This window comes from Pseudomonas sp. MBLB4136, assembly GCF_051904765.1.
Lineage (GTDB): Bacteria > Pseudomonadota > Gammaproteobacteria > Pseudomonadales > Pseudomonadaceae > Aquipseudomonas.
Window position 1 is genome coordinate 1,060,141 of sequence record NZ_CP196713.1, and the last position, 12,545, is coordinate 1,072,685.

The following is a 12,545-nucleotide window of genomic DNA, read 5'->3' on the forward strand; positions in this document are numbered from 1 at the left end:
GTGCAGACCCTCCAAAGGGTTCATTAACGTGGTGTCATTATAGGGATGGGTTCAAAACCACACAATAGCTATTTTGTGACACCGGATAGCAGCACTGATCATGCTGGTAGCAGAAACGGTCGTTTATGACCCTGTGTGAGTCGCCCGCTGCCTGGGGCTTGGCTAAGCCTGTCAGTGATCCTGGGCGGATGGTGATCCTGGGTGGACGGTCTTTCCCCGGCAAGCAGATATGACCATCCGTTGAGGAGGGCCGCAGAAAGACCCGCTCCGTACCGTCGTCTCCGATCTTGGAAACTGCCTCAGGAAGGGCACTGGCTCCGTCCCGTCGCGGGAATGGGGTGCGCCTGCACTGATAGGTAGGCCCTATAAAATTCAATTTGTTAAAGAGCTTTTTCAATAATCAATTGAGGGTTGAAGAATTGAAAAATTAAATTTCAGGTGTAGAGAAGCTGCTTTGCTTAAAAATAGTTAGCTCGCCCTACGGAAATACTGGGCTGTAGGGGTGGTTGTTTAGAGTTAGAAATTTTTTCAGGGTTTTTTCTTTCTGTTTTTTGGTCTGTTCTTAGCAGCTTTCAGTCAAAGGTATAGCCTATTTTTTCTATAGGCTATGCCTCTGTACTGCCTCAGAATGGCCGCTGACAGGAAGAGCTTGGCCGCTAGCGGCTTGTTATGTCGAGATGAGATAGCACACGGTAAATAGCTGAAGCCTTAGTGCGGCTAGGCTTTGCGCTAAATCTCACCGTGGAAATAACATCTCTACTGCGCAGCAGCAAAAGAATTCTCTGGTGCTGGTAGGTGACTCCCTAGTAACTCTGCTAATTCTTCATGGTTAGATGGCATCCCGTGCAGCGTGTTGAAGATGAGTTTATGACATTCAGCTAAAGCGTTAGTTGGTATAATGTCGTTGTCAAACTCTTCAGACTCGTATGAGTAAAATGGTTCTACTCTTTCCCAAATAGAGGTCATGTCTGATAATTCTGGTCTGTAGTGGCTGTGGCGCTTCAGTTCGTGTAGGAATACCGTTTCTGTACAGTGGTAGTAGTTCGGGATGCGAAACACTTCCTTGCCCTCCATTTCGGCTTTCAGTTTTTGTAAGGCTTGTGTCGTCATTGGTTCAAGTTTTTCAGGGCTGGGGCTGTCTTTCTGCTTTTCAAACCACAATAGAATTTTATGTCGTTTGGATGGTTGGAGCTTGGCTCTGGCCTGAAAGTTACTGATGATTTCGTTGCCTAAGTAGCTAAAAATTTTATTAATTGTATCCTTGTTTGAGGCGTCGTCTTCTACTCGCCACTCCGGCCGGAGAATCGCGCTGTCAATCGACAAGCCTTCGCCCAGATGTTTGTTCTGGTGACGGCGATTCATTAGTTTTGGTGCAACTACCAAGTTTCTTGCATGTAAGAGTCCGATGCAGTTATCGCCCTTGCGTGGTGCGATGTGGCTGATTTCGTAAGTGTCTGTAGTGGATGAGCCTGTCTTGCTTGCTCGCATGGTGTAGACGTACACGCCGTAAAGCTCCAAAAGCCCCTCGACTGTGGCGCCATGCAAGATTTCCACGGTCCCGGCCTTAATTGCTTCGCTGGCAAGATAGTGCATAAATGGTGAGTGCCCTAAGCGTTCTTTCCGTTGTGTTAATTTTTGTGCTGCTCTTGCAGCATACCTACAGCTATCCTGGCAGAACTTCTTGCGTTCTGATGTTGTGCTGAAACGCTTCTTGCAGTGTCCGCAGTATGGGTGCAGGCGACGCTTTTTCCTTGGGTTCTTATTGGCTTGCTTCTTCGTTTTTAGCCCCATCTCGGTTGGCTCCTTCATCTGGGTTTAGTTGTTTGTATGAGTGGCGACAGAGCGCCTTGCAAAACTGCTGTAACTTGGATGCATAAAACACATGGTTACAGGTGTGGCAGGTGCAAAGTTTCATGGTTTACTCCTAAGTGAGTAGTGGAGGATTTATTTAATACGTACACATCGCCAGCGCTCCAGGGCGAAACGCGGGCAAAGAAATGCCCATGCTCGATACCGGCGTGTTATGGGTGGTGAGGTGTAGTGGGGTGTAGCTGGAATGAATCAGGTGTTAACAGGCATACGGAATTTCCTTAATTTAGCTATTACATAGACAAAGCCTCATGTGGTTGCTGGTGTGACCACTTTCTCAAAGCCCAGAAATGACAAAACCTCCGTGCAATGGAATACGTTTCCGTAATCGTCGCGTGGAGGTTCAGCGTCTGGTATTTGGTTCCGCCCTTCGGGGCGGGTGGCGAACTATACAGGAGATCGCTAAGTTGTCAAGATAAGGGGGCGGGAATTTCTCGTGTTCGAACTATGCGAACTGAAACGGCAGCGTACAGATCGCTTCTCGCTTCTGCTCAAGGGTCGGTCCTGCGCTATAGGTGTCAAAAGTTATGTGGCCTACCTCATGGCCCAAGATGAAGGGTATTACCAATGTGGGAACATTGGCTTGGTGGAGTAGTGTGGCCGTGCATTTTCGGAAGCTATGGAATACATGTTTGTTCCCAAATCCTTCCTTACGTTTTAGCTTCGTAAAGCGCTGTGATAGGCCGTTCAGACGTAGGCCGTGCTTAGTCTTGTCATTCCCTGGAAACAGTGCCTGCGTGGCGCCTTGGGGGTGCTGTAGACGTTTCTTGTAGATGGGTAGGAGGGCTGGGTGTATTGGTATCTCACGAATCCCAGATGGCGTTTTAGAGTCATCCACACGGAAGCCTACCGGCTGGCCTGCCTCATCAAATAAGGTGGTGTCCCGGCGGATGCGGCCTAGCTCCTCGATACGGCATCCCGTGAAGCACGCGAAGGCAATCAGGTCGGCTAGGTCCATATCTTCATTGGCTAGGGCGGCTGCGTGCAGCCTTTCGGCCTCTTGCTGGGTGTAGGCTGTCCAGCTCTCCCCGGCATTTTCGCCCACTCGTGCGTGCGTGTGGCCATCAAGCGGACTGCTCTTGGTGGCGAAGAGGTCGCGGTAATGCTGGTCATACCGGATCGCCCACTTGTGGAATTTGCGCAGGGCGGCGAGGTGGCCAAGGCGGGTTTGACGCGCCTTCGATACGGAGTCCAGGTACTCGGCCACGGTATCGAAGGTCAGCTCCTTTCCGTTGGTGGTTAGCCATGCGGAGAAGCGCTTGATGTTGGACAAGTAGACATCTCGGGTGCGCGGATTGTCATTCTGTTCTGCAAAGTGGCTGGCGAATCGGGCCTGGGCGCTGGTGCTGATTGGGGACTTCGGTTTGTAGGTTCCTGGGGCAGATGCAATCTCCAGGGCCTCGGTTAAGTCAGTCTGTGTAAGCAGGTTGCGTGCCTTCGCACTGTGGGCTAGAACGCGTTGTTGAGCCTCAGAAAAGCGCTGAACTTTTGTAGCTACCGGAAGGTCGCTGACAAGGATGGCGTCCATTTCCTCTAGCAATCCGGGCACTCCAAGTGCGCGCTCTAGGCTGTAAGTGTCTTGGTAGAGTGCTTGGGCACTATCCCTGAAAGCCTGGATTACTTGCTCGCTGCTCGCGGTTGAAAGCTGTGGCCGATTCTGTGGCAACAGGGTGCCTTTTACGGCACTCAAAATTACTGCGTCTGCGTGGACATGGTGTTCTTTGGCTACCTGGGCGAGATCAGCTTTCCATTGTTCCCCGGCTTGTACCCGTGCTTCCCGCAGGGATCGAAACTCCGCTTTCCACTGTCCTACCTGAGTGGCGGCCAGTGCTCTCGCTAACACCTTGTCACCAGTCCGAAGGCTCTTGCTCAGGACGCGGCGGTTGCCATAGGCGGGGCGGAGGTCGGTGGGGATATCGATTCGGCAATGCCAGGTTGAGGACCGCAGCACAAGGTGGGAGTTAGATGCTGGCATAATGCTTTCACCGGGAGATGATTCTACCCATGAATTCTACCCAAAAATTCTACCCAAAATGAACTGGAATCCCCGTAACCCGCGTATCTACTGGGCTGTAAGGTGATTTATGTATAAGCTGTGTTTCTACGTGCCGGAAAGCCACCTGGAGGCGGTAAAGCAGGCAGTCTTCGCTGCCGGCGGCGGGCGCATCGGCGGCTATGACAGCTGCTGCTGGCAGGCCCTCGGGCAAGGCCAGTTCCGCCCCTTGGCCGGCAGCCAGCCGTATCTCGGGCAGACCGGCAGGCTGGAGCAGCTGGCGGAGTGGAAGGTCGAGCTGGTGGTGGCCGATGAGTTGATCCATGACACGGTCAAGGCGCTCAAGCACAGCCATCCCTACGAGACACCGGCGTTCGAGGTGTGGCGCCTGTCCGATCTGCAGTTCTAGTTCGGCTAATGCCAAAGAAAGGCGCCGCGAGGCGCCTTTTTCATGCCCGCAGCTCAGGCCGTGGGTTCAGGGGCGGATCTCGATCAGGGTGCCGTCCTTGACCAGTTGCCACACCTCGCGCATGTCGTCGTTCTTCATGGCGATGCAGCCCTCGGTCCAGTCCAGGGTGTGGAAGAACCACTCCGGATACTCCTCGTCCAGGGGGGTGCCGTGGATCATGATCATGCCCCCGGCAGGTACGCCCTGTTCGCGAGCGCTGGCCAGGTCGCGGGCGTTGGGATAGGAGATGTGCAGGGACAGCTGGTATTTGTCGCTGGTCTTGCGCCAGTCGATCCAGTAGAGCCCCTCCGGGGTGCGCTTGTCGCCCTCGCGCTGCTTGGCGCCATTGGGTTGCTTGCCGAGGGAGATGCGATAGGACTTGAGTGGCTGGCCGCGGCTGATCAGCTGCAGCTTGCGCTCGGATTTGACCACCAGCACCTTGTCCACGCTGGGACCGTCGAGGCTGGTGGTGGTGCTGGCCTGGGCGGGGAGGGCCAGGGACAGGCAGAGCAGGGCGAGCAACCGGCGCATGGGGGTATCCAGGGGTCAGAGTGGTTTCTTGTAATGCGCGCGCAACGCCTCCAGGGGCTCGTTGCGTACCGGATACACGTGTTCCCGGCGGTCGGCGAAGAAGCATTCTAAGGTACGGCCCACGGTCGGGAAAGCCAGCTCTGACCAAGGGATATCGCCTTCGTGAAACAGCTGTACCTCGAGGCTTTCCTCGCCCACGGCGAAATCCAGATCGACCAGCTCGGCACGGAAGAACAGGTACACCTGGTTGATGTGCGGCAGGTCGAACAGGGTGTAGAGGGACAGGTCGCGCACCCGGGCGCAGGCTTCTTCCTGGGTTTCCCGGGCCGCCGCCTGCTCCAGGGTCTCGCCGTTCTCCATGAAACCGGCGGGCAGGGTCCAGTAGCCACGCCGCGGCTCGATGGCGCGTCGGCACAGCAGCACCTGCTCGCCCCAGATCGGCAGGCAGCCGGCGACGATGCGCGGATTCTGATAGTGAATGGTATGGCAGTGTTCGCAGACGTAGCGCGGGCGATTGTCGCCGGCGGGAACGCGCTGGCTGACCGGGTTGCCGCAATGGCTGCAGAACTTCATGCCGATTCCTCCGGGCTCATGAGCTATCTTGGCGCGCCAGCAGGCCTGGCCGCAAGCGTCGTGGGCGATGCGGTCGAATGGCCGGGGAAACCGGCGAGGCTGGCAGGACTTGGGTGGCGGTCGGCTTTCATGCGATTATCCGGGGCAGAAAAACAAGCTCGAGAGTGCCCATGCTGGACGAGTTGCTCCACCGCGTGCGCGGACACCGGCCGCGTCTACTGGAGGCCGACCGCGACTTTCCCGAGGCGGCGGTGCTGGTGCCGATAACCCGTAGCGACGAGCCGGAGGTGGTACTGACCCTGCGCGCCAGCGGGCTGTCCACCCACGGCGGCGAGGTGGCCTTTCCCGGCGGTCGCCGCGATCCGGAAGACCCGGACCTGATCCACACCGCCCTGCGCGAGGCGGAGGAGGAGATCGGTCTGCCGCCTGGCCTGGTCGAAGTGATAGGGCCGCTCAGCTCCGTGGTGTCGCGCCACGGCATCCACGTCACACCCTATGTCGGCCTGGTGCCGGACTACGTCGAGTACCAGGCCAACGACAGCGAGATCGCCTCGGTCTTCTCGGTGCCGCTGGCGTTCTTTCGCGACGATCCGCGGGAGGTGACCCATCGCATCGACTACCTCGGCCAGAGCTGGTATGTGCCGAGCTACCGCTATGGCGAATACAAGATCTGGGGGCTGACGGCGATCATGCTGGTCGAGCTGGTCAACCTGCTGTACGACGCCGAGATTGCGTTGCACCAGCCGCCCGCGCATTTCATCGCGCTCAACTGAACCGCAAGACGAGGAGCAGCTCATGATGTACCGCCTGGGACAGGTGCAGGTCGAAGCCCACCCCGACAGCTGGGTGGCGCCCAATGCCACGCTGGTCGGCAAGATCAGGCTCGAGGCGCAGGCCAGCGTCTGGTTCAGCGCGGTGTTGCGCGGCGACAACGAGCTGATCCACATCGGCGAGCAGAGCAATGTGCAGGACGGCACCGTGATGCACACCGACATGGGCTTTCCGCTGTCCATCGGCAAGGGCGTGACCATCGGCCACAAGGCCATGCTGCACGGCTGCTCGGTGGGCGATTACAGCCTGATCGGCATCAATGCCGTGGTGCTCAATGGCGCCAAGATCGGCAAGTACTGCATCATCGGCGCCAACACCCTGATCGGCGAGGGCAAGGAAATTCCCGACGGTTCGCTGGTGGTCGGCTCGCCGGGCAAGGTGATCCGCACCCTGAGCGAGGAGCAGAAGAAGATGCTCGAGGCCAGCGCCGCCCACTATGTACACAACGCCCAGCGCTATGCCCGCGAGCTGGCCGAGCAGGCGCCTTGACCCGCGCGGATCGCCCGGTCGCCTCGCCCTGCGTGCAGATTTGCGCATTGGATGACGAGGACATCTGCATCGGTTGCCAGCGCAACGTCGCCGAAATTACCCGTTGGAGCCGCATGGACGACGACGAGCGGCGACAGGTGCTGGCGTTCTGTCATGAGCGTGCCAAGGCCAAGGGCGTGCTGCTGTAGGCGGGCCGCCTGCCCGTCGCTACATGATTGTTCCCTCTCTTATATACGTAACCTCTCGAGGATGAGTTATGCCCCGTATCGGAACCCCGCTGTCGCCGAGTGCGACCCGCGTCCTGCTCTGTGGCGCTGGCGAATTGGCCAAGGAAGTGGTGATCGAGTTGCAGCGCCTGGGCGTCGAGGTGATCGCCGTGGATCGCTACGCCAACGCCCCGGCCATGCAGGTGGCCCATCGCAGCCATGTCCTGGATATGCTCGACGGTGCGGCGCTGCGTGCGGTGATCGAGCTGGAGCGGCCGCACTACATTGTCCCGGAGATCGAGGCAATCGCCACGGCGACCCTGGTCGAGCTGGAAGCCGAAGGCTATACGGTGATACCCAGCGCGCGGGCCGCGCAGTTGACCATGAATCGCGAGGGTATCCGCCGCCTGGCGGCCGAAGAACTGGGACTGCCGACCTCGCCCTACCAGTTCGCCGATTCCCTCGAGCAATGCTGTGAGGCTGTGCAGGCGCTTGGCTTTCCCTGTCTGATCAAACCGATCATGAGTTCCTCGGGCAAGGGCCAGTCGCTGCTCAGGAGCATCGACGATTTGCCGGCGGCCTGGGACTACGCCCAGGCGGGCGGACGGGCCGGCAAAGGCCGGGTGATAGTCGAGGGCTTCGTCGACTTCGACTACGAAATCGCCCTGCTTACCGTGCGTCACGTCGGCGGCACCACCTTCTGCGCGCCGGTCGGTCATCGCCAGGTCAAGGGCGATTACCAGGAGTCTTGGCAGCCGCAGCCGATGAGCGCCAAGGCCCAGGCCGAGGCCGAACGCATCGCCCTGGCGGTAACCGCCGCGCTGGGTGGGCGCGGGCTGTTCGGCGTCGAGCTGTTCGTCAAGGGCGACCAGGTGTGGTTCTGCGAGATTTCCCCGCGGCCCCACGACACGGGTCTGGTAACCCTGATCTCCCAGGATCTGTCCGAGTTCGCCCTGCATGCGCGGGCCATCCTCGGCTTGCCGATACCGCTGATCCGCCAGCTGGGGCCCTCGGCTTCGGCGGTGGTGCTGGCCGAAGGCGAGTCGCAGCAGGTGCGCTTCGGCAATCTCGGCATGGCCCTGGCCGAGCCGGACACCGCCTTGCGCCTGTTCGGCAAGCCCGAGGTCAGGGGGCAGCGCCGCATGGGCGTGCTCTTGGCTCGCGACGAGTCGTTGCAGGCGGCCCGCGACAAGGCGGCGCGCGCGGCCCGGGCGGTCAGCATCGAGCTGTGATGGGTTGGCGCGAACTGGGGTGGTGGCTGCTGCTGGTGCCGGCGCTGCCGCTGCTCGTGCCGCTGGCCCTGCATACCCGTCGCCAGGCGTTGCGCTTGGCGCCGGCGGCGGGACCGACGCACGGGGTGATGGGCGCCGATTTGCCCGCGCAGCCCTTGCGCCTGCTGGTGCTCGGTGAGTCGACGGTGGCCGGGGTCGGCGTCAGTTGCCTGCGGCATGCCCTGGTCGGCTGCCTGGCGCAGGCCCTGTGCGAGCGCCATGGGCGGCCGGTCGTCTGGCGCGCCTGCGGCGAAAATGGCATTACCGCGGCGCAGGCCCGCGAGCGCCTGCTGCCGCAGGCGCTCGCGGACTCGCCGGAGCTGGTGCTGCTGGTCTTCGGGGTCAACGACAGCACCGGGCTGACCTCGATGGGGCGTTGGCAGCGGGCGCTTGGGGGGATGGCCGAGGCGTTCCGCTCACATGGTGCGCGGGTGGCCTTCAGTGCGGTGCCGCCCTTGCAGCACTTTCGTGCCTTGCCCTGGCTGCTGCGGGCGTTGCTCGGTGCGCGGGCGGCGTTGCTGGATGCGCGCCTGCGCCGGGTGGCGCGGCTGGTGGAGGCTGACTACTGTTCGGTGAGCCTGCCGTTCTCTCCGCAATACCTCACGCTGGATGGCTACCATCCGTCCGCGCTGGGCTATCGGCTGTGGGCGCGGGGGCTGGCCGAGCGCCTTACTCTTCCAGGGACTCCGGCTGAGGCGTAGTGCTGGCCTGCCAGACTCGCACGCTCTTCACGCGGTTCTCCGAGGATTGCAGGATTTCCAGGCGGTAGGGGCCGATTTTCAGGCATACCGTGCTTTCGGGAATGCTTTCCAGCGCCTCGGTGATCAGGCCGTTGAGGGTCTTGGGGCCGTCGCAGGGCAGGTGCCAGTCGAGGGCCTTGTTCACCTCGCGGATATAGGCGGCGCCGTCTATCACCTGGGTGCCGTCTTCCTGGGGGTGGATGTCCGGGCTGCGCAGGCTGTCCTGGTTGTTGAAGTCGCCGACTATCTCTTCGAGGATGTCCTCCAGGGTGACGATGCCGATCACGTCGCCATACTCGTCGACCACTATGCCGATGCGTCGCTTGTGCTTCTGGAAGTTGAACAGCTGGGTCGACAGCGGCGTGCTTTCCGGCACGAAGTAGGGCTCGTTGCAGGCGCCGAGCAGGGCCTCCTTGGTCAGCTGGTCGTGGCTGAGCAGGCGGGCGATCTGGCGCATGTGCACCACGCCCTCGATCTGGTTGATGTCCTCGCGGAACACCGGCAGGCGGGTGTGCGGGGTGGTGCGCAGCTGGGCGATGATGGTCTCGAGGTCGTCTTCCAGATCGATGCCGACCACCTCGTGGCGCGGGATCATGATGTCGTTCACCGTGACCTTCTCCAGGTCGAGGATGCCCAGCAGCATGCTCTGGCGGTTCTTCGGCAGCTCGTGGCCGGACTCGCGCACCACGCTGCGCAGTTCCTCGGTGGTCAGGCTGTCGCTGCTCTTGCTCGCGGGGTCGACGCCGAGCAGGCGCAGCAGGCCGTTGCTGATCCAGCTGAGCAGCACCACCAGCGGGTAGAGCAGCTTGAGCAGCAGCAGCAGCGGCAGGCTGAACGGATAGGCGACCCGCTCCGGGTGCAGGGCGGCCAGGGTCTTCGGGGTGATCTCGCCGAAAATCAGCAATGCGATGGTCAGGCCGATGGTGGCGATGGCGATTCCCGCTTCGCCCCACAGCTGGATGGCCAGCACGGTGGCGATGGCCGAGGCGAGGATGTTGACGAAGTTGTTGCCGATCAGGATGGTGCCGAGCAGCCGATCCGGGCGGCTCAGCAGGTCGCTGACCCGCTTGGCGCCGCGATGCCCCTCCTTCGCCAGGTGGCGCAGGCGGTAGCGATTGAGGCTGAGGATGCCGGTCTCCGAGCTGGAGAAGAAGGCCGAACAGGCCAGCAGGAAGATCAGCAGACCGAGCAGGAAACCGGGGTGTACGTTGTCCACGGAGAGGGGCCTAGATATGCAGGATGAATTCGCGGACCAGTTTGCTGCCGAAATACGCCAGCATCAGCAGGCAAAAGCCCGCCAGGGTCCAACGGATGGCCTTGTGTCCGCGCCAGCCGAGCTGATGGCGTCCCCACAGCAGCACGGCGAAGACCACCCAGGCGAAGCTGGAGAGTATGGTCTTGTGCGCCAGGTGTTGGGCGAACAGGTCGTCGAGAAACAGCGCGCCGGACAGCAGTGACAGCGACAGCAGTGCCCAGCCGGCCCAGAGGAAGCCGAACAGCAGGCTTTCCATGGTCTGCAGTGGCGGGAAGCTCTTGATCAGTCCGGACGGATGCTTGTGCTTTAGCTGGTGATCCTGCAGCAGCAACAGCAGCGACTGGAAGGCGGCGATGGTGAGAATGCCGTAGGCGATGATCGACAGCAAGATATGGGCGAGGATGCCTGGGCTCTCGTTGAGCGGTCGCAGGGTGCCGTTGGGCATGAGCTGGGCGAGCAGCACGGTCAGACAACCCAGCGGGTACAGCAGCAGCAGCAGGTTCTCCACCGGCATGCGCACGCAGGCCAGCAGGCTGAGCAGGATCACCGCGAAGGCGATCAGGCTGGCGGCGTTGAAGAAGTCCAGCGCTAGGCCGGCCGCATGGTTCATCTGCACGAACAGGCTGGCCCCATGAAAGAGCAGGGCGAGGACGCCGAGCAGGGTCAGCAGGCGTTTGTCCGGCGCGCTGCGCCGGCTGAGTCGAAAGCTTTGGTAGGCAGTGGCGCCGGCGTACAGGCAGGCGGCTGCGAGGCTGGGCAGCAGAGGGTGCATAAATCCTTGTTAGGCAGGCCCGAAAGGCGCTGAGTGTGGCATACAACCGGCGCCCCACGAAAGACCGCTGGCGGTGTCGGTGCCCTGGAGTCTCCGCTATAATCCGCCGCCTGCCGCAAGCTCAGCCTCGGTTCCGCAGAACCTGAAAGGAACGCGCATGTTCGAAAATCTTACCGACCGCCTCTCGCAGACCCTGCGAAACGTCACTGGCAAAGCCAAGCTGACCGAGGACAACATCAAAGACACCCTGCGCGAAGTGCGCATGGCCCTGCTCGAGGCCGACGTCGCCCTGCCGGTGGTCAAGGACTTCGTCAACAAGGTCAAGGAGCGGGCGGTCGGCACCGAGGTGTCGAAGAGCCTGACGCCGGGCCAGGCGTTCGTGAAGATCGTCCGCGCCGAGCTGGAAAGCCTGATGGGCGCGGCCAACGAAGACCTGGCGCTGAATGTCGCGCCGCCGGCGGTGGTGCTGATGGCCGGCCTGCAGGGCGCGGGCAAGACCACCACGGTGGGCAAGCTCGCGCGCTTTCTCAGGGAGCGTAAGAAGAAGAGCGTGCTGGTGGTTTCCGCGGACGTCTACCGGCCGGCGGCGATCAAGCAGCTGGAGACCCTGGCCGCCGATATCGGCGTGACCTTCTTTCCCTCGGATATCACCCAGAAGCCGGTGGCGATCGCCGAGGCGGCAATCAAGGAGGCCAAGCTCAAGTTCATCGATGTGGTGATAGTCGATACCGCCGGTCGCCTGGCCATCGATGCCGAGATGATGGCCGAGATCCAGGTGTTGCACGGGGCGATCAAGCCTGCCGAGACGCTGTTCGTGGTCGATGCCATGACCGGCCAGGATGCGGCCAATACCGCCAAGGCCTTTGCTGATGCGCTGCCGCTGACCGGCGTGGTACTGACCAAGGTCGATGGCGATGCCCGCGGCGGTGCGGCGCTGTCGGTGCGCCACGTCACCGGCAAGCCGATCAAGTTCATCGGCATGGGGGAGAAGAGCGAGGCGCTCGAGCCCTTCCATCCGGAGCGGATCGCCTCGCGCATCCTCGGCATGGGCGACGTGCTCAGCCTGATCGAGCAGGCCGAACAGACCCTCGACCGCGAGAAGGCCGAGAAGCTGACCAAGAAGCTGAAGAAGGGCAAGGGCTTCGATCTGGAAGACTTTCGCGACCAACTTCAGCAGATGAAGAACATGGGCGGTCTCGGCGGTCTGATGGACAAGCTGCCGCAGATGGGCGGCGTCAACCTGGCGCAGATGGGCAATGCCCAGGGCGCGGCCGAGAAACAGTTCAAGCAGATGGAGGCGATCATTAATTCGATGACGCCTGCCGAGCGCCGCGACCCGGAGATCATCAGCGGTTCGCGCAAACGCCGTATCGCCATGGGCTCCGGCACCCAGGTGCAGGATATCGGCCGGCTGATCAAGCAGCACAAGCAGATGCAGAAGATGATGAAGAAGTTCACCGCCAAGGGCGGCATGGCCAAGATGATGCGCGGCATGGGTGGCATGTTCCCCGGCGGCGGCCTGCCGAAGATTTGATCCCGGCCTGGCCTCGGGCGCGGTGGCGCGGCC

Annotated in this window: 13 protein-coding genes and 1 pseudogene; 7 read left to right on the plus strand and 7 right to left on the minus strand. The window is 61.1% G+C overall.

The features are described 5' to 3' along the window. Positions 1–756: 756 nt before the first annotated feature. The 3 genes and pseudogenes from ACSX1D_RS04685 to ACSX1D_RS04695 form a co-directional block, all read right to left on the minus strand. Positions 757–1,809: a hypothetical protein gene (locus tag ACSX1D_RS04685; RefSeq protein WP_439861192.1), complete on the minus strand. Its 1,053-nt coding sequence runs from the start codon at positions 1,807–1,809 to the stop codon at positions 757–759. 505 nt (positions 1,810–2,314) lie between these two features. Continuing rightward, positions 2,315–3,397, minus strand: coding sequence for a tyrosine-type recombinase/integrase (locus ACSX1D_RS04690; protein ID WP_439862266.1), 1,083 nt, complete (start codon positions 3,395–3,397; stop codon positions 2,315–2,317). Between the two features lie 309 nt (positions 3,398–3,706). After that, positions 3,707–3,844, minus strand: a pseudogene (locus ACSX1D_RS04695) (DUF6538 domain-containing protein); the annotation flags it as partial. Between the two features lie 109 nt (positions 3,845–3,953). Here ACSX1D_RS04695 and ACSX1D_RS04700 point away from each other — a divergent pair. Continuing rightward, the gene (locus ACSX1D_RS04700; protein ID WP_439861193.1) at positions 3,954–4,271 is read left to right on the plus strand and encodes an NGG1p interacting factor NIF3; all 318 of its coding nucleotides are present in this window, start codon (positions 3,954–3,956) and stop codon (positions 4,269–4,271) included. Between the two features lie 66 nt (positions 4,272–4,337). Here ACSX1D_RS04700 and ACSX1D_RS04705 read toward each other — a convergent pair whose 3' ends face one another. Continuing rightward, positions 4,338–4,841, minus strand: a complete 504-nt coding sequence (locus tag ACSX1D_RS04705; protein ID WP_208708678.1) for a L,D-transpeptidase family protein — start codon at positions 4,839–4,841, stop codon at positions 4,338–4,340. Positions 4,842–4,856: 15 nt separating this feature from the next. Beyond that, entirely contained in the window at positions 4,857–5,414 is a 558-nt protein-coding gene (locus ACSX1D_RS04710; RefSeq protein WP_439861194.1) for an NUDIX hydrolase, read from the minus strand. Positions 5,415–5,584: 170 nt separating this feature from the next. On the opposite strand from ACSX1D_RS04710, the gene ACSX1D_RS04715 reads away from it, so the two are divergent. The 5 genes from ACSX1D_RS04715 (at position 5,585) to ACSX1D_RS04735 (ending at position 8,912) form a co-directional block, all read left to right on the plus strand. After that, positions 5,585–6,187 (plus strand): CoA pyrophosphatase, encoded by a 603-nt coding sequence (locus ACSX1D_RS04715; protein ID WP_208708680.1) that lies wholly within the window; start codon positions 5,585–5,587, stop codon positions 6,185–6,187. A gap of 22 nt (positions 6,188–6,209) precedes the next feature. Continuing rightward, on the plus strand, positions 6,210–6,734 hold the full coding sequence (locus ACSX1D_RS04720; RefSeq protein ID WP_439861195.1) for a gamma carbonic anhydrase family protein: 525 nt from the start codon (positions 6,210–6,212) through the stop codon (positions 6,732–6,734). Further along, on the plus strand, positions 6,731–6,922 hold the full coding sequence (locus ACSX1D_RS04725) for a DUF1289 domain-containing protein (RefSeq protein ID WP_439861196.1): 192 nt from the start codon (positions 6,731–6,733) through the stop codon (positions 6,920–6,922). Before ACSX1D_RS04720 ends, ACSX1D_RS04725 begins: the two co-directional genes overlap by 4 nt. A 68-nt stretch (positions 6,923–6,990) precedes the next feature. Then, entirely contained in the window at positions 6,991–8,172 is a 1,182-nt protein-coding gene (purT, locus tag ACSX1D_RS04730) for a formate-dependent phosphoribosylglycinamide formyltransferase (protein ID WP_439861197.1), read from the plus strand. After that, positions 8,172–8,912: an SGNH/GDSL hydrolase family protein gene (locus tag ACSX1D_RS04735; protein ID WP_439861198.1), complete on the plus strand. Its 741-nt coding sequence runs from the start codon at positions 8,172–8,174 to the stop codon at positions 8,910–8,912. The genes purT and ACSX1D_RS04735 overlap by 1 nt, the downstream gene beginning before the upstream one ends. Here the strand turns inward: ACSX1D_RS04735 and ACSX1D_RS04740 are convergent. Together ACSX1D_RS04740 and ACSX1D_RS04745 are read right to left on the minus strand one after the other, a co-directional pair. Then, complete coding sequence (locus ACSX1D_RS04740) at positions 8,881–10,167, minus strand: HlyC/CorC family transporter (RefSeq protein WP_439861199.1); 1,287 nt, start codon at positions 10,165–10,167, stop codon at positions 8,881–8,883. The two genes, ACSX1D_RS04735 and ACSX1D_RS04740, sit on opposite strands and share 32 nt — an antisense overlap. A 10-nt stretch (positions 10,168–10,177) precedes the next feature. Beyond that, positions 10,178–10,978 (minus strand): cytochrome C assembly family protein, encoded by an 801-nt coding sequence (locus ACSX1D_RS04745; protein WP_439861200.1) that lies wholly within the window; start codon positions 10,976–10,978, stop codon positions 10,178–10,180. A 157-nt stretch (positions 10,979–11,135) separates the two neighbouring features. Here ACSX1D_RS04745 and ffh point away from each other — a divergent pair, with 157 nt between their 5' ends. Continuing rightward, positions 11,136–12,512 carry a signal recognition particle protein gene (gene ffh, locus ACSX1D_RS04750; protein ID WP_439861201.1) on the plus strand — a complete coding sequence of 459 codons (1,377 nt, stop codon included), beginning with the start codon at positions 11,136–11,138 and terminating at the stop codon, positions 12,510–12,512. Positions 12,513–12,545: the final 33 nt, after the last annotated feature.